The sequence below is a fragment of the Janthinobacterium sp. GW821-FHT03A03 genome, from assembly GCF_059421435.1.
The window spans coordinates 721,751-739,238 of the sequence record NZ_JBWKUZ010000001.1 but is presented as its reverse complement, the minus strand read 5'-3'; the positions used below and the strand labels follow the sequence as shown (position 1 = coordinate 739,238).

Sequence of the window (17,488 nt, the reverse complement as noted above, 5' to 3'; positions counted from 1 at the left end):
CCCCCTCGTTTTACCTTTCCCCCCGCTATAAGCTCGGCCGCTGGCCGATGGCCAGTTGCAGCTGCGTGCTGGCGATGGCGGCATCGGCGCGCGCCTGCAAATAGCCCAGATACGCGTCATCGGCCGAGTGCTGCGCCGCCAGCCACTCCAGCAGCGAGGCATTGCCTTTGACATAGGACAGGCGCATGCCGTCGACCACCTTTTGCGCATCCTGCAGCACGCCGTCGCGGTAGCGCGCCAGCCGTTCCTGCGCCGAGCGCCATTGCAGCTGCGCCGTGCGCACTTCCGTTTCCGCCTTCAATTCCGCCTGACGCAGGGCCAGCATCGCCTGCGTCACGCCCGCTTCCGCCTGCACGATGTCGCCCTTGTCGCGCCGCGACAGGGGGATGGGAATGGCCAGCGAGAGGGAGAGGGCGCGCGAACGGGGCGAACCGTCGGCGGGATTGCCGCGGCCGTCAATGCTGTCATGGTAGCCGCGCGCGGCGGACAGACCCAGCGTGACAGTGGGATCGACCGAGCGGTTGGCGCGCACCAGCGCCGCGCCATCGCGCAGATTGTCCACCGTGGCGCGGGCGATGCGCACGTCGCTGCGCTCGCGCAGCGCCTGCGGCACGAGGGTGCTGGCATCCTGCACTTCATACGCGGCGAAATCGCAGGCCAGCTGCGCCCCGGGGAACAAGGCGTCGACTTGGCGTCCCAGCGGCGGCGACAAGTTCAGCATGGCGCCTTGCGCCTCGCTGGCCGCCTGCGCCAGCTCGGCCTGGAACTGGTCGCGTTCCACGCGCGACTGCAGCAGCTCGATGCCGCCCACGTCGCCCGCTCTGCGCCGCACGCCGTTCGCTTCAACCACTTTCGACAGGGCCGCCATGGTCTGCTGCTTGCGCGCGAAGACCTCGCGCGTGCGGCACGCTTCCGTGAACGCCGCCGCGGCCATGCCATACAGTTCGCGCCGGAAGCCAGTCACCGTTTCCTCGGCCAGCGTGACATTGCTCTGCGCGGCTTTGATGCGCGCGGCGCGCTTGCCGCCCGTCTCGATGGCCATGCTGATGGCCGGCGTCCACGTGACGGGACGGTGCTCGTCGCTGTGCACCGTTTCGCGTGAGGCACCCACGGTGAATTCGGGATCGGGGCGCACGCCGGCGATGCCGATGCCGGCCTTGGCCGAGACGATGTCTTCCTGCTGCGCCTGCAATTCCAGGCTGTGGCTCTCCACGGCGGACAAATAGGTCTCGAAGGTCAACGGGGCGGCGCTGGCGCATGGCGTCATCAGCCAGGCCGCCAGCAGTACATTAAAACGTGTCATGGTTCACTCCTTCGGTATCGATCCGGCGTTGTTGTACATACGCCTCGATCAGGTAATACAGGGCCGGCAACAGCAGCAGGGTCAGTGCCGTGGCCGTCACCAGCCCGCCCACCACGACGGTGGCCAGCGGGCGCTGCACGTCGCTGCCCAGGCCCGTCGCCAGCATGGCCGGCGTCAGGCCCAGGGCGGCCACGGTAGCCGTCATCAGCACGGGGCGCATGCGGTCGCGCGCGCCTTCGAGTACGGCGTCGCGCAAGCTCCTGCCTTCGTCCGCGCGCAAGCGGTTGATCTGCGCCAGCATCAGCACGGCATTCAGTACTGCCACGCCGAACAGGGCGATGAAGCCCACCGCGCTCGACACGTTCAGGGTCATGCCGCGCAGGTGCAGCGCGGCCAGGCCGCCCAGCATGGCCAGCGGCACGGCCAGCAAGACCAGCGCGGGCTGGCGCAGGTTGCGGAACTGGCCAAACAGCAGCAAAAACATGGCGCCCAGGGTCATCGGCAGGATCAGGGCCAATCGGCTTTGTGCGCGCTGCAGGTTTTCGAACTGGCCGCCCCATTCGACGCTGATGCGCTCGTGTTCATTGGCCACAGCCTGGGCCACCAGCGGGCGCGCTTCGGCCAGGAAACCGGCCAGGTCGCGCCCGCGGGCATTGAGGCGCACAATGATGTGGCGCCGCCCCATTTCGCGCACGATCACGCTCTCGCCCGAGGTGGTGCTGATATTGGCCACCTGCGCCAGCGGAATCCTGGCGCCGTTGGCGGCGTTGAGCATCAGGCTGGCGATGGCGTCGGGGCTGGAACGCGTGGCGGGCGGGAAGCGCACGGCGATGTCGTAGCTTTTCTCGCCCACGTACACCTGGCCGATGGGCGCACCGCCGATGCCGGTCGAGATCAGGTCGGCCACGTCGGCCGCGTTGATGCCGTAGCGGGCCGCCTTTGCCCTGTCCAGTTCCACCTTCAGGTTGGGCAGCGGCGGCTCGACGTCCACCGCCACGTCGGAGGCGCCGGGGACGGTTTTCAGTACGTTGGCCACCTTGCCGGCGATGCGCCGCACTTCATCGAGGTCGTTGCCGAAGATTTTCACCGTCAGGTCGCTGTGCGCGCCCGACAATTTATCCTGCACGCCGTCGATCATCGGCTGCATGAAAGCCACCGTGACACCGGGCATGCGCGCGAAGCGCTCGTTCATTTTGGCGATCAGCTGCTGCTTGCTCATGCCCGACTTCCAGCTTTTGTACGGGTGCAGCCCCACGCTCGCCTCGATGTGCGAGGGCGTCCAGTAATCGGTGCCGTCGTCGTTGCGTCCCGTCTGCGTGACGATGGTCGACACTTCCGGGAACTCCAGCGCGGCGCGCCGCAATTCGCTGGCCATCTCGGATGCCTTGTCCAGCGTGATCCCGGGCGGCATCTGCACCTGCAGCCACAGCGAACCCTCGTCGAGGTAGGGCAGGAAGTCGCGCCCGATGCTGCCGCCCAGGATGGCCAGGCTTGCCAGCGCGGCGGCACAGGCGGCGGCCACCCAGCGCCGCTTGCCCACGGTACGTTCGAGGAAGCGGCCATACGCGGCCGCCAGCTTTTCCAGCACGCGGTTGTGGAACGTGCGGCGCGGCTTGCGCAAGGCCAGCCAGGCCAGGCCCGGGATCAGCACCAATGCCACTACCAGCGCGCCCACCAGCGCCGCGCCCACCGCATAGGCCATCGGCGAAAACAGCTTGTACTCGATGCGCTGGAAGGCGAACAGGGGCAGGTAGGCGGCGACGATGACGGCCATGCCGAACATGATGGGGCGCGCCACCTGCAGGGTTGCCTCGATGGCGTCCTGCAGGGTGAGCGGACGGTCCTGCTCGCGTTCGCGGCGGCGCAGCATGTTTTCCAGCACCACGACGGAACCGTCGACGAGGATGCCGAAGTCGATCGCGCCCAGCGACAGCAGGTTGGCCGGAATTTTAAAGTGGTGCATGAAGATGAAGGCGATCAGCAGGGCCAGCGGGATCGTCAGCGCGACGATGGCGGCCGCGCGCGGGCTGCCGAGGAACAGCAGCAGCACGAGGGCGACGAGCAGCATGCCTTCGCCCAGGGTATGGCTGACCGTGTGCAGGGTGGCGTCGATCAGCGAGCTGCGGTCCAGGTAGGGCACCACTTTCACATCCTTCGGCAGCACATTGGCATTCAGGTCATCCACGGCCGCGTGGATGCCGGCCAGCGCCTCGGACGGATTGAAGTCCTTCAGCAGCAGGGTGATGCCTTCGATGGCGTCGGGGTTGTCGTCCTTGCCGAGGATGCCGCGCCGCTCCACGTTGCCGTAATCGAGCTTGCCCAGGTCCTTCACCAGCACGGGCACGCCGTTCTTGCTGCTGACGACGACGTTGCCCATGTCGCCCAGCGAGTGCAGCAGACCCACGCCGCGCACGACATACGATTGCTGGCCGCGGTCGATGACGCTGCCGCCGCCGCTGATGTTGTTGGCGTTGATGGCGTCCTTCACCTGCGCCAGCGAGAAGCCGTAGCTGTCCAGTTTTGCGGGATCGAGTTCCAGCATGAATTGCGTCGTCAGGCCACCGAAATTGCTGACGTCCGCCACGCCGCGCACCTGCTGCAGGCGCGGAATCACGGTCCAGAACTGCAGCTCCGACAGCTCGCGCAAGCTGCGCGATTTCGATTCCAGCGTGTAGCGGTAGATCTCGCCCGTTGGCGACGTGTAGGGATCGAGCCCCGGCTTGGCCTCGTACGGCAGGTTCACGCTGGCGAGGCGTTCCTGCAGCCGCTCGCGCGTGAAGTAGCCGTCGCTGCCATCCTCGAACACCACGGTGATCAGCGACAGCGCGAACAGGCTGCGCGTGCGCAGCACGTGCATGCCGGGCGTGCCGAGCAGGGCGCGCTCCAGCGGTATCGTGATCTGCTGCTCGATTTCCTCAGCGCCCAGGCCCGGCACCTGCGTGACAATCTGCGAGGTGACGTCGGCGATGTCTGGATAGGCTTCGATGGGCAACTGCTTCCAGCAGTAGACGCCGTAGGCGGTGACGAACAGCAGCACCAGCCAGACGATGCCGCGCCGCTGGCAGCAAGTGGCAATGAAACGGTCAATCATTGAGCAGCACTCCTTCCTTGACGACGATGCGCTCGCCGGCCTTCAGCCCCGAGACGATTTCCACCTGGTCGCCATGGCTGGCGCCCACCTGCACCGCGCGCGGCTCGAAGCGCAGCGGGCCGTGCTCGACCATCACGCGCGTCGACAGCCCGCTTTGCAGCACGGCCGCCGCCGGCACGACGATGGCGCGGCGGCTGGCGCCGGCAAAACCCGCGTGGGCGAACATGCCGGGCTTGAAGGTGCCGGCACGGTTGTCGATGGCCACGCGCACCTTCACCGTGCGCGTTTCCGCGTCGAGCACGGCACCCACGTAGGCGACCTTGCCTGCGAAGGCTTTGCCGGGCCAGGCGTCGAGCGTGATGCGGCTTGTCTGGCCCACGGCCACTTGCGCCAGGTCCTTCTCGGCCACGTTGGCCGACAGCCACACGGTGGAGAGATCCGCCACGGTCATGACGGGCGCGTTGATATCGTTCCAGTAGCCGCCCTGGGCGCCTTCCATGGCGATCACGGTGCCGGCGATGGGCGAGCGCAAAACGTAGTCGCGGCGCGATCCACGTCCGCTGGCGCCGTACTGAGCCAGCTTGTCGGCGCTGGCATGCGCATCGCTGCCGGCCTGGTCATAGGCCGCCTGGGCCGCTTCGTAATCCTTGCGCGCGGCAATCTCCGCCTCGAACAGCGTCTTCTGGCGCTCCAGTTCCTGGCGCGCCTGCAGCAGGGCGGAGCGGGCCTTGCTGTCGTCCGTGTAGGCGGCGCTCAGTTCGGCCGAGTCCAGGGTGAACAGCGGGTCGCCCGCCTTGACGCTGTCGCCCAAGGCGCGTTGCAGGCGCGTGATGCGCCCGGCCAGCGGCGGCGTGATTTTCACCAGTTTCTCCGGCATGGCTTCGATGCTGCCCGGTGCGTCCGTCTGCGTGGCGATGTCCTGTTCCAGTGCGGGGGCGATCTGCAGGCGCTGGCGCAACGGTGAATTTTTTGCGACTTCGATGCTGCCGTCGTCCAGATGCGCCGCCTGGGCGGTCGGCGTGGCCGCCACCGTTGGCCTGGCGCAGCCGGCGAGGGCCGTGCAGCCGAGGGCGACGGCGAGGGCGCAACAGGCGCCCAGGGCATGGGGGTTGGTCGTGTTCATCCCGTGTTTCCTTGTTGTTAGTGTCGATAGGGGGCATGCATGGATGCCGTGCCCAGGCGGGCAGGAGATGGGGCGCAGGTGGCGCGGACAGCGTCACTACAGCGCCGGGAAAGCATAGCAATGTCGTCCTGAAGAAGCTCCCAAGAACGCCTGAATCATTCTTCAGGTTTGCTGCGTGCGGGGCGCGGCGCGTTAAAATGGGAGAATGGACAATGCGGGAAAACGCGGCGCGACGGGAAAGGCAGGCATGAGGATTCTCTTGGTGGAAGATGACCGCAAGGCGGCGCGCCTGCTGGCGCGGGGCTTGCAGGAAGAGGGCTTTGTCGTCGATGTGGCGCACAGCGCGGAAGAGGGCGAGGATGAAAGCTATGCCGTCGATTACGACTTGATCGTGCTGGACTGGATGTTGCCGGGCAAGCAGGGCATCGACTTTTGCCGCGATTTGCGCGCGCGTGGCATCCAGACGCCCGTGTTGATGCTCACGGCGCGCGACGCCACGGCCGACCGCGTGGCGGGCCTGAACACGGGCGCCGACGATTACCTGACCAAGCCGTTCGAATTCGAGGAGCTGCTGGCGCGCATCCGCGCGTTGCTGCGCCGCTCCGACATCAGCCGCCCGCTGGTGCTGGCGCTGGCCGACCTGTCGCTCGATCCCGTCAGCCACCAGGTGACGCGCGCCGGCGCGCCGCTGGTGCTCACGCCCAAGGAGTACGCGATCCTGCTGATCCTGCTGCGCCAGGCGGGCGAGGTGGTCAGCCGCGCGCGCCTGGCCGAGCAGATCTGGCAGGCGGACCTGATCGGCATCGACAACCTGATCGACGTTCATGTGCGCAACCTGCGGGGCAAGGTCGATGCACCGGGGCTGCCCCAGCTGATCCACACGGTGCGCGGACGCGGCTTCCGCCTGGCGGAAAGCAACGGTGGCTAGCTTCCGCAAGCGCCTGCTGCGGGTGCACCTGGCCGTGATACTCGCCATCGTCGCCTGCACGGCGCTGGCCGGCTACTGGGGCTTGTCGCGCGCCGTGCGCGGCCAGCTCGACGCGGCCCTGCTGGCGCTGGCCGAAACGGAAATGGCCATGCTGCCAGCCGCGCCGCGCCAGCCCATCCAGGTACACGAAGTGGCGCCGGGCCTGGCGCCGCCGTCGCTGATGCGGCTCGACCGCCTGGTGCAGATCATCGATGGCGAGGGCCGCGTGCTGGCGCGCAGCCGCAACCTCGAGGCAGCGCAATTGCCGGCGCCACCGGCCCTGCTGACGCACCTGGCGGCCGGCGACACCGTCTTCGAGACCCTGCCCAAGTTTGGCGAAGAGCCGCTGCGCATGGTGTCCGTTCCCGTGCCGTCGTCCGGTTCGCGCCTGGCGGTGCAGGTGGCAGGCTCGCTCGACGACGCCAACCACATACTGGCCGCGGCTACCGTGCTGTTTGGCGCAATGGCCCTGGCTTTGCTGGCGGCCGTGGGGCTGGCCGGCGAAATGCTCACGCGCCGCGTGCTCGGCGCCATCGACGACGTGGTGCGCCAGGCGCATTCGATCGGCGAGGCCAGCCTGCACCAGCGCCTGCCCCATCCGGGCACTCCCGATGAAATCGGCCGCCTGGTCGATACCCTGAACGCCATGCTCGACCGCCTGGAGCGCGGCTACGACGCGCAGCGGCGCTTCACGGCCGACGCCTCGCATGAATTGCGCTCGCCGCTGTCGCGCCTGCGCACGGAAATCGAAATCACCCTGCGCCGCCCGCGCGAGGCGCCCGAGTATGTGGGGGCGCTGGCTTCCTGCCTCGATGAAGTGCAGCGCCTGACGACCCTGGTGGAAGAACTGCTGATGCTCACGCGCCTCGATGCGGGTCAGGAGCGCAATGCGGTGGAAACGGTGCACCTCAATCCGCTGCTGCGCGCGGCGGCGCAGCGCCTGGAAAAGGCGGCCGCGCAGCGCGGCATCCGCATCATGTTTGACGAAGGTGAAGGCGCGCCCGTGCACGCGCGGGTGGCGGCCGGGCCTGCTGACCTGGTGCTGGCCAACTTGCTCGACAATGCCGTGAAGTTCTCGCCGCCCGACAGCATCATCACCTTGCACGTGTCGCGCGACGGCGGTGATGCGCTGGTGGGCGTGGCCGACGCGGGGCCGGGCATCGGCGTGGAAGACTTGCCGCACCTGTTCGAACGTTTTTACCGGGGTGCCAAGGCGCGCGCGGGCGAGGCGCCCGGTTTCGGCCTGGGCCTGGCCCTGTCGCAAGCCATCGTCCATGCGTATGGCGGGCGCATCGAGGCATGCAACCGTCCGCAAGGCGGCGCGCTGTTTACCATGCGCCTGCCCGCCTCAGCGTGAGGACGCGACGCCTTCCCAGCGCACCTGCCGCACCTGCGGCCAGGCGCCCGCGCGGTTGACGAAGCGCACCAGCACGGCGCGCTGCACGGCCTGGCACAGCACCGTGGCGATCAGCTGCACCACTTGCCTGGCCTCGTCCCAGCTGCGCAGCATCTGCGACGGCGCCAGGCCCGCGCCTTTCAGTTCGGCCAGCAGCAGGCGCACGACGTGGTCGGCCTGCGCCGCGGGGCAGGTGACGGTCAGGCGGTAGGCGGCGACGGCAGGGCCACGTTTGGCAAACCACAACAGCCATTTTTTCATCATCAGACTCCCCGTTCGGCGACAAATTCCGCGTTGTTGACCAGCGCCCAGCGCACGGCCGAGACGCTGCCTTCCAGGCTTACCTGGCTGACGATCTGCTCCAGCAATCCCAGGCTGGAGGCGGGCGTGAGCAGGTCGGCCCGCACTTCGATGCGCCCGGCCTGCGGCGCATCTTCGCTGTGCAGCGATTGCAGCATCAGCGCCGGCATGCCGCTGATCAAGCCCAGCATCAGCTTGCGCACCTGGACTTCCTGCTCCGCCTCGCACACGGCCGTGACTCTGTAGATGCTTTCCGTCTCGATGCCCGCTTCGCTGCCGTGGGCGTTGATGCGCTGCGCCAGATGGCGCAGCACCAGGTTGGCGACCAGGACGAAGCCCGTGCCGATGGCAGCTTCCAGGGAAAATCCCAGGCCGCACAGCACGCCGATGGCGGCCGAGCACCACAGCGTGGCCGCCGTGTTCAGGCCGCGCACCGTCATGCCTTCGCGCATGATGACGCCGGCGCCCAGAAAACCGATGCCCGACACCACCTGCGCGGCGATGCGCATATGGCCGGCGCTGTCGCCTTCGAGCACGGAAACCATCACGAACAGCGAGGCGCCGACGGACACCAGCGCATTCGTGCGCAAGCCCGCCATGCGCTGGCGCAGCTGGCGTTCGGCGCCGATCATGGCGCCCAGGGTCAATGCCGCGGCAACGCGCAGCGCAAAGTCAAATACCACCATAATTTCTCCCGGCTGGGGAGGAACAGGCAAGTGCACAAGGCGACGAAAATTCGCCCGCAAGGGGGCAGTGGCCGACGCTGACGAAAAGATGAACGATGAGGAGGGAAGTGGCGGCGAATGGACATCGCCGCTGGTAAAACCGCACCTTGCCGAGGACAAGGCGGGCGGAATGCGCACGTCTTGCCTAAGGCCGATCGCCGATGGTCAATCGACTACTGTCACTGGAACAAGCACCCACGAGTCACTCCATATCATTGATAACGGGGACAGTCTAGCCAGTGGGGCCGCTTTGGTCAACTGAAGCTCTCTTCAGGAAGCCGCCGCGTCGTCCCCGCCAATGCGGGGACGGTGAAGGCGACCAGTCGAAACTTAATGGGCGGCGGGTGCCTGGTCGGCGTCGGCCTCGGCATGCTCACCGCCGCCGAAGAAACGCGCGGCGCGCTTGCCCAGGCTATCCAGATAGGTGTAGGCGACGGGCACCACCACCAGTGTCAACAGCGTCGAGGTGATGACGCCGCCGATGACGGCGCGGCCCATCGGTGCCTGCGATTCGCCACCGTCGCCCATGCCGATGGCCATCGGCAGCATGCCGAAGACCATCGCCAGGGTCGTCATCAGGATGGGCCGCAGACGCACCTGCCCCGCTTCCATCAGCGCCTCGAACTGGCCCAGGCCTTCGCGCTGGCGCTGGTTGGTGAAGTCGACCAGCAGGATTGCGTTCTTCGTCACTAATCCCATGAGCATGATGAAGCCGATCACGGAGAAGATGTTCAGGGTGCTGCCCGTGATCAGGAGGGCGGCCAGTACGCCGATCAGTGACAGCGGCAGCGACACCATGATGGCGATCGGTTGCAGGAAGCTGCCGAACTGCGACGCCAGCACCAGGTAGATGAAGATCACGGCGATACCCAGCGCCATCATCGCGCCGCCCATGGTTTCGGCCATCTGCTGCGCATTGCCGGCCACGTCGAAGCGCACGCCGGGCGGCAGGTCGATGGACTTGATGGCCTTCTGCACATCGGCGTCGACGTCGCCGGCAGGGCGGCCCTGCACGCCCGCATAGATGGCGACCCGGCGCTGCAAGGCCTGGCGTTTCAGCACCTGCGGACTCGAGGACGGCACGAATTCGACCACCTGGCGCAGCGGAATCATGATCGGCTTGCCGTTCGCGTCAAGCTTGCTCGACGCCAGCGACAGGTCGGCCAGGTCGGCCACTTTCTGACGGCCCGATTTCGGCAGCTGCACGTTGACGTCGTAGTTCTGCCCGTCGGACGCCAGCCAGTGGCTGACCGTGTCGCCCGCTACGAACGGCCGCAGCGCATTGCCGATCTGCTGCACCGACAATCCCAGGTCGCTGGCCAGCTCGTTGTTGATCTTGACGGTGGTCGACGGATTGGCGCCTTCCTGGCTGTATTCCATGTCGGCCAGGCCCTTGATGCCGCGCATCTTGTCCATCAGGGTGTGCGCCACCGCATCGAGCTTGCCTTCGTCCGTGCCGAGGATGGCGATGAAGATGGGGCGCTGGCCGACGGACAGGGTGATGCCGGCGATCGGCGCCAGGCGTTCGCGGATCAGCTTTTCCAGTTCCTGCTGCGAGCGGCGCTTGTGCGTCTTGATGTCCGTCAGCTTCAGGTTCACTTCAGCCGTGTTGCGTCCATCGGGCGTGCCGATGTTGGCCACCAGGCTGTCGATCTCGGGAAATTCCTTCAACGCCGTTTCGATCTGGCGCACTTTGCTATCCGTGTATTCGAGGCTGGAGCCGACGGGCGTCTTGAAGCGCAGGTTGACCCAGCCCTGGTCCGTTTCCGGGAACATCTCGCCGCCTATCATGGGCACGAGCATCAGGCTGCCCGCGAACAGCGCCACGGCCGTGGCCAGCGTGGTCTTGCGCCAGCGCAAGGCGACAACCAGCACCTTGCCGTACCATACGTGCAGGCGGTCGATGCCCGTCTCGATCCAGGCCATGAAGCGGCCCAGCCACGGCGCGTACTTGAAGCGGTCCTTGACGGGGTCGCGCCAGACGGACGACAGCATGGGGTCGAGCGTGAAGCTGACGAACAGCGACACGAGCACGGCGACGGCCACGGTGATGCCGAACTGCAGGAAGAAGCGGCCGATGATGCCGTCCATGAAGGCGACGGGCACGAACACGGCGACGATGGCGAACGTGGTGGCCATCACGGCCAGGCCGATTTCATTGGTGCCGTCGTTGGCCGCCTTGTAGTGGTTCTTGCCCATGCCCAGGTGACGCACGATGTTTTCGCGCACGACGATGGCGTCATCGATCAACAGGCCTATGCACAAGGACAGCGCCATCAGGGTCAAAAAGTTCAGGGTGAAGCCGAAAGCCTTCATGGCGATGAAGCTGGCCAGCACGGAAATCGGCAGGGTCAGGCCCGTGATGATGGTCGAGCGCCACGAGTGCAGGAACAGGAAGACGATCACCATGGTCAGCACGGCGCCTTCGATGATGGTGCGCTTGACGTTATTAAGCTGGCTTTGCACGCGCTCCGACTCGTCGTCGAGCACGCGCAGCTTGATATCGGGCGGCAGCGTCTTTTGCAAATCAAACGCCACTTTCAGGATGCCGGTGCCCACTTCGACCACGTTGGCGTCCTGCACCTTGGTGATTTCCATGGTCACGGCCTGCTGGCCGTTCATGCGCGAGATCGACAGTTCTTCCTGCTCGCCGTCGACGACGGTGGCCACCTGGTCCAGGTAGACGGGTCCGACGGCGCGGCGCGCGACGATGATCTTGCCGAATTCGCGCGCGTCCTTGATCTTGCCTTCCACGCGCACCAGCTGTTCGGCCGCGCCATGGCTGATGGAGCCGGCCGGCAGATTGGTATTCGTCGCCTGGATGGCGCGGATGACTTCATCGACGCCGATGCCCTGGGCATTGAGCTCGATCGGCTTCATGCTGATGAGGATCTGGCGCGCGCGCAGGCCGCGCAGCTTGACCTGCCCCACGCCGGCGACGCCCTGGAAGCGCTTGCTGATGACCTGCTCCGTCATGGTCGACAGCGAGCGCAGGTCGTGCCCGGTCGAGGTCAGCACGATGGTGGCGATGGGGCGCTCGTTGTCGCCCTCGGCGCGCGCGATGAACGGGTCCTTGGCCTCTTTCGGGAAGCGCGGGCGCACCAGGGCCACCTTGTCGCGCAAGTCCTGCATGGCCTTGTCCATGTTGGTCGACAGCTCGAATTCCAGGTAGACGCCGGCGCGCCCTTCCCACGAGTTGGCGCGGATGGTCTTGATGCCGCTGACGGTGTTGACGGCGTCCTCGATGGGGCGCGTGATGTCGTTTTCCACCGCTTCGGGCGAGGCGCCCGGGTAGTTCACTTCAATGGCGGCGAACGGAAACTGCACGCTGGGCATGCTTTCCACGCCCAGGCCCCGGTAGGAGAAGATGCCCAGCACCACCAGCGCCACCATGACCATGGTGGCGAAGACGGGGTTTTGAATGCTGACTTTGGTCATCCACATGGCTTAGTCCTTCCGTGCCAGCACGGCTGCCGGCGCGGCGGGGGCGGCTGGTGTCGCTGCTTGCGCGGCGAAGGTGACGCCGTGGCCCGGTTTCACGCCATCGAGTCTGGCGATGATGACTTTCGCGCCCGGCACCAGGCCGGACTTGACCTCGGCGTAGCCCTCGTCCTCGTTGCGCAGCCCCAGGGTGACGGGCTGCGCGACGACCTTGTTGTTCACCAGCGCATACACGACGGGGCCCTGTTTTTCATTGCGCACGGCCGTCAACGGCACCAGCGGCGCCACGGCCGAGCGCTCGGTGACGATGCTGCCCTTGGCGAACATGCCGCCGCGCAGCGCGCCATCGCCATTGTCGACGGCGATGTAGACGAGCATGGCGCGCGAGCCGCTCTCGGTGGTGGGGTTGATGCGCGTGACCTTGCCGGCAAAGTCGCGCGCGCCGAAGCCGTCGACCTTGAAGTGCACGTCCTGGCCCAGCTTGATGCGGGGAATCTCCGCGCTGGGCACGGGCGCTTCCAGGGTCAGCTGCGCCAGGTTGACGATGGTATAGACGGGCATGTCGGGCGAGACTTTTTCGCCGGCCTGCAGATGGCGCTTGCTGACGATGCCGGCCATCGGTGCGCGGATCACCGTGTCGGCCAGCGCAATGCGGGCCAGGTCGAGCAGGGCGGCGCTGGACTTGACGCCGGCGCGCGCCAGGTCGACCGAGTTTTGCGTCGTGTCGTAGGCCGTCTGCGAAATGTATTTTTGCTTGAGCAGCGCCTGGCTGTTCGCTTCGTTTTTACTCGCCATGGCCAGGCGCGCCTGCGCTTCGTCGAGCATGGCTTGCTGCTGCGTCAGGCGCGCGCGCTGGTCGGCCGCGTCGAGGCGCACGAGGATTTGCCCGGCCACCACGCTCTGGCCTTCCTGCACGGTGGTTTCATGGATGACGCCCGAGACCTTGGCCTTGATGGTGGCTTGCGTCAGCGGGGCCAGCGAACCGGACAGGGGCAGGCTGATGCTGAGCGCGCGCGCATCGATGGCGGCCACGTCGCCCTGCGCCAGTTCATGCACGGGCGTCCTGGCCTGTTCCTTTTTCTTGCTCGCTTGCTGTTCGGCGGCTTTGGCGGCCTGTTGCTTCGATTGCATGACGGTCCAGCCGCCGCCGGCCAGGCCCAGCACGACCAGGATCAATACGGGGGTGCGCCAGCGCCGGCCGCGCTTGGCTGCAAGGGGGGATGCCGGTGGCAATGTCTCGTTTTTCATAGGACTCTTCGATGGAGGCGGCGCGAGGGCTCGGCGCCAGGTCTCGGTGCGGACCCGGCCTGTCGCTGGCCGGGGGAATTCGGGTAGCGCATCGCCGTGGCGGCCGCAGGCAGCACGCCTGCCGCTGCGGTCGTTCACGGCGATACGCATGTTGCCACTTTAGGAAGATTCAAGCCCGGCCGCCATCGCCGTGCGACAGAGTGCACAAAAACGGGAATGGAATGCAAAAAACGCCGACCGGAGACCAATACGGCATGCGACGATGCTTGAGCATCGTCAATGAGCCGATTCTCCGGCGCGCAAGAATGGCAGTGATGGTTGCGCCACCGGACGGGCCGCTCGTTCGCCGGTTGCGGTGTGGCCGCGCAACGGGGGGCCTGATGTCTGATCGGATTGCCGCAGCCGCCCCGTCGCCGGGCCGTTTGCTTGCCGCCGCGCCGCAGCCGGGGCCGGCCGCCAGGGCGCTCGATTTGCTGTCCATCATCGTTGCCGCCGTCGAGCAGGCGCCCGGCATGGCCGTGCGCGGCATCGACCGCGACGGTATCGTGCGCTACTGGAGCGCGGGTGCGGCGCGCCTGTATGGCGTGCCGGCCGAACTGGCCCTGGGCCAGGCCTGGGCCGGCGTGGCCGCCGCCTTGCCGCAAGGCCAGGGCGGGTTCGACGATGGCCATGCGGAACTGGCGGCCGTCTGGGACAGCGGCAAGGCGCGCACGGCGCGCCTGTGGCGCCTCGGCACCGATGGCGCCGCGCCGCGCTGCATCCATTCCACCGTGTTTCCCGTCATGGAATCCGGGCGCGTGCGGCAAGTGGTGTGCGTCGACATCGATATCACGGCCAGCGGCCAGGACGGCGCGGCGCAGGGCGCCCTGCTATTGATGGGCGACAATTTTCGCCAGCTGTACGACAAGTCCGCCGACGCCATCGTGCTGCTGCGCGACGAACACATCGCCGAGGCGAATCCGGCCGCCATCGCCCTGTTTCAATGCGAGGACCGGCCCCGCTTGCTGGGACGCCGCCTCAGCGATTTTTCGCCGCTGCGCCAGCCCGATGGCGAACTGTCGGCCTTGCGCGGCGCGCAGCTGGCGGCGCAGGCCCATGCCGACGGCAACTGCCGCTATGACTGGCGCTATCAGACCTGCCTGGGCGAACTGTTCTGGGGCGAAGTGCTGCTCACCTCCGTCACGCTCGACCATAGCTATCTGTTTTACGCCGTGATCCGCGATATTTCTTCCCGCAAACTGGCCGAACAGGCGTGGCACCTGTCGGCGCAGGTGGTGGAACACGCGCGCGAAGCCATCGTCGTGATGGACCCGCAGCAACGCGTCGTCAGCATGAACCCCGCGTACAGCGAGATCAGCGGCTACAGCCCGGACGACATGCTGGGCAAGGCCTTCGTCCCGCACGGCGCGGAAGCGGAGGCGCCGGCGCTGTTCGCGCACGTGTGGCAGGAGGTCGACGCGAACGGTTATTGGCAAGGCGATATCGTGGGCCAGCGCAAGGGGGGCGAGCGCTATCCGGCCTGGCTGTCGCTGACGGCCATCCGTGATTCGCAAGGGCAACTGAGCAACTACATGGCCATCCTCAGCGACATCCGCGAACGCAAGAAGCATGAGGAGCACACGCGCCACTTGGCCGAGCACGATTTCCTCACCGACTTGCCGAACCGGGTGCTGCTGCTGGACCGGCTGTCGCTGGCGCTGGCGGCGGCGCGGCGCAAGCTGAGCATGCTGGCCATCCTGTACCTGGATCTCGACCACTTCAAGCACATCAATGACAGCATGGGCCACCACGTGGGCGACTTGCTGCTCAAGGAAGTGGCGCGCCGCCTGGTGCGCTGCGTGCGCGGCGTCGACACCGTCAGCCGCCACGGCGGCGACGAATTCGTCATCATCCTGGCCGAAGTGGGCGGCATCGACCAGGCGGCGCATGTGGCGGCCAGCCTGCTGCACGCCGTCACGCAGCCCTACCAGCTGGGCGGCTACGAGCTGCAGGTGTCCGCATCGATCGGCGTGGCCATCTTTCCCAGCGACGGCGACAGCATCGACACCCTCGTGCACAACGCCGATGTCGCCATGTACCACGCCAAGGAAGGCGGGCGCAATAATTTCCAGTTTTTCAACGCCGACATGCATGCGCGGATACTCGAGCGTGCCGGCCTGGAGCAGGGCTTGCGGGCCGCGCTGGGCCGGGACGAGTTCATGCTGGAATGCCAGCCCGCGCTCGACGTGGCCAGCGGCAAGATCGTTGGCGCGGAAGCCTTGCTGCGCTGGCGCCACCCGCAACTGGGCGTGCTGGCGCCCGAACGCTTCCTTGCCGTGGCCGAGGAGTGCGGCTTGATGGTGTCGATCGGAAACTGGGTGCTGCAGCATGCGTGCCGGCGCGCCCGCGCCTGGCACGACGGGGGCCAGGCCTGGTGGGTGTCCGTGAACCTGTCGGCGGCGCAATGCCAGCGCAATCATTTGCTCGACAGCGTGCAGCAAGCGCTGCACCTATCGGGGCTGCCTGCCGTGTGGCTGGAACTGGAGGTGACGGAGGCGCTGCTGATGCAGGGCGGCGCGCGCCTGGCCGACGAGCTGGCGCAGCTGCGCGCGCTGGGCGTGCGGCTGGCCATCGACGACTTCGGCACCGGCTATTCGCGCCTGGCCAATCTGCGCCAGTACCCGGTGGATAAGCTCAAGATCGATCCCTCGTTCCTGCCGGACGCGGTGGACGGGGCCGCCGACGGGGCCGTGGCCGCCACCATCATGGCCATGGCGCGCGAACTGCGCCTGACGGTAATCGCCGAAGGCGTGGAAACGCCGCGGCAGCTGGCGTATCTGCAGGCGCAGGGCTGCCAGCAATACCAGGGGCGCCATGCCAGCGCGCAAGTCGCGGGCAGTGCGCTGGCGACGTTATTGCATTAATCAATATTGCCCAGCAGCTTGACGCGCATCAAGACCTGGCCATGGTCGGATGCTTGCGGCAGACCCAGCAGCAAATGGTCGTTCAGGTAGTTCACGTCGAGCACGGCGCCGATGGCGCGCGGCGAGGCGGGGTGGAAGTGTTCGGAAACGAGGATGTGGTCGATCGTCATGTAGGCGCTGTCGTGGATATTCGTGTAGCCCGCGTGGCGCGCCGCATCCTGGCGCAGGGCGATGGCGTTGGCGTCGTACAGGCGTTCGCGCATTTCCGGCCTGACGCCTTGCGGTGCGCACGGCGCGCCCGCGCCCATGACGATGGACGTGGTGACGGCATTGGCGATGTCGTTGAAGTCGCCCAGCACGATGCGCGGACGGCCGCTGCGGCCCAGTTCGCTAACCAGTACGCGCAGGGCCACGGCTTCCGCGCCGCGCCGCTGCAGCGAGCGCAGGTTGGCCAGCGCGTAAGCGAGCGCGTCGCTGCCCTCGCCATGGCGGTAGTCGGGCCGGCGCGACTTCAGATGCAGCACCACCACGTCGGTCAGTTGTCCGCCGGGCAACATCACCGGCACATGCAGCGGCGCGCGGGCGAAGCGGCAGGGATTGTCGTCGCTGGCGTCGGCTGACAGACTGATGCCGGCGGGAAAGTCCGCATGGGCCACGCCGGGGCCGGCCAGCGGCAAACGCGACACGAGCGCCACGGTCGGCAGCATGCGTCCGGCAATATCCGTCGCATCGTAGCCGGCCAGCGCGGCGTCGCGGTAGCGGCGCGTGCGCGACAGCACGTCGCGCAGGGCCGCCTGCGAGAAAATTTCCTGGAAACCGATCACGTCGGCGTCGAGCAGGTCGATCTGCCGCGCCGTCCACTCCGCCTTGGCCTCGTATTGCGCCGGACTCAACGGATCCAGGTTGTCATACAATTTCGCCCCCGCGGGGGCCAGGTTGCAGACATTGAAGGTGGCAAAGCGGATTTCTTGCTGCATAATTAGGACTCCTC

The 17,488-nt window shown here is 67.0% G+C and carries 11 protein-coding genes; 3 read left to right on the top strand and 8 right to left on the bottom strand.

Annotated features, from left to right (window positions below; translation table 11 throughout):
- Window positions 1–25 precede the first annotated feature (25 nt).
- Genes AC07VI_RS03335 through AC07VI_RS03325 form a run of 3 tightly spaced genes read right to left on the bottom strand, consistent with a single transcriptional unit; the run spans window position 26 to window position 5,517 of the window.
- Window positions 26–1,303, bottom strand: a complete 1,278-nt coding sequence (locus AC07VI_RS03335; protein ID WP_492995701.1) for a TolC family protein — start codon at window positions 1,301–1,303, stop codon at window positions 26–28.
- A complete protein-coding gene (locus tag AC07VI_RS03330; protein ID WP_492995699.1) occupies window positions 1,290–4,394 on the bottom strand; it encodes an efflux RND transporter permease subunit in 3,105 nt (1,034 codons plus the stop codon). Before AC07VI_RS03330 ends, AC07VI_RS03335 begins: the two co-directional genes overlap by 14 nt.
- Entirely contained in the window at window positions 4,387–5,517 is a 1,131-nt protein-coding gene (locus AC07VI_RS03325; protein ID WP_086143841.1) for an efflux RND transporter periplasmic adaptor subunit, read from the bottom strand. Before AC07VI_RS03325 ends, AC07VI_RS03330 begins: the two co-directional genes overlap by 8 nt.
- Before the next feature lie 247 nt (window positions 5,518–5,764).
- Here AC07VI_RS03325 and AC07VI_RS03320 point away from each other — a divergent pair, with 247 nt between their 5' ends.
- Together AC07VI_RS03320 and AC07VI_RS03315 are read left to right on the top strand one after the other, a co-directional pair.
- Window positions 5,765–6,445 (top strand): response regulator transcription factor, encoded by a 681-nt coding sequence (locus AC07VI_RS03320; RefSeq protein WP_099374187.1) that lies wholly within the window; start codon window positions 5,765–5,767, stop codon window positions 6,443–6,445.
- Entirely contained in the window at window positions 6,438–7,841 is a 1,404-nt protein-coding gene (locus tag AC07VI_RS03315; protein ID WP_086143843.1) for a sensor histidine kinase, read from the top strand. Before AC07VI_RS03320 ends, AC07VI_RS03315 begins: the two co-directional genes overlap by 8 nt.
- On the opposite strand, the gene AC07VI_RS03310 is transcribed toward AC07VI_RS03315, so the two are convergent.
- From AC07VI_RS03310 to AC07VI_RS03295, 4 genes are all read right to left on the bottom strand, one after another.
- On the bottom strand, window positions 7,833–8,144 hold the full coding sequence (locus AC07VI_RS03310) for a hypothetical protein (protein WP_086143844.1): 312 nt from the start codon (window positions 8,142–8,144) through the stop codon (window positions 7,833–7,835). The two genes, AC07VI_RS03315 and AC07VI_RS03310, sit on opposite strands and share 9 nt — an antisense overlap.
- Window positions 8,144–8,863 carry an MgtC/SapB family protein gene (locus AC07VI_RS03305; RefSeq protein WP_216356300.1) on the bottom strand — a complete coding sequence of 240 codons (720 nt, stop codon included), beginning with the start codon at window positions 8,861–8,863 and terminating at the stop codon, window positions 8,144–8,146. Before AC07VI_RS03305 ends, AC07VI_RS03310 begins: the two co-directional genes overlap by 1 nt.
- Before the next feature lie 372 nt (window positions 8,864–9,235).
- Window positions 9,236–12,349, bottom strand: coding sequence for an efflux RND transporter permease subunit (locus tag AC07VI_RS03300; RefSeq protein WP_086143846.1), 3,114 nt, complete (start codon window positions 12,347–12,349; stop codon window positions 9,236–9,238).
- Window positions 12,350–12,352: 3 nt separating this feature from the next.
- Complete coding sequence (locus AC07VI_RS03295) at window positions 12,353–13,594, bottom strand: efflux RND transporter periplasmic adaptor subunit (RefSeq protein ID WP_099374189.1); 1,242 nt, start codon at window positions 13,592–13,594, stop codon at window positions 12,353–12,355.
- A gap of 380 nt (window positions 13,595–13,974) precedes the next feature.
- On the opposite strand from AC07VI_RS03295, the gene AC07VI_RS03290 reads away from it, so the two are divergent.
- Window positions 13,975–16,497: a sensor domain-containing protein gene (locus tag AC07VI_RS03290; protein ID WP_492995696.1), complete on the top strand. Its 2,523-nt coding sequence runs from the start codon at window positions 13,975–13,977 to the stop codon at window positions 16,495–16,497.
- Here AC07VI_RS03290 and AC07VI_RS03285 read toward each other — a convergent pair.
- Window positions 16,494–17,474 carry an endonuclease/exonuclease/phosphatase family protein gene (locus AC07VI_RS03285; protein WP_086143849.1) on the bottom strand — a complete coding sequence of 327 codons (981 nt, stop codon included), beginning with the start codon at window positions 17,472–17,474 and terminating at the stop codon, window positions 16,494–16,496. The two genes, AC07VI_RS03290 and AC07VI_RS03285, sit on opposite strands and share 4 nt — an antisense overlap.
- Window positions 17,475–17,488 lie beyond the last annotated feature (14 nt).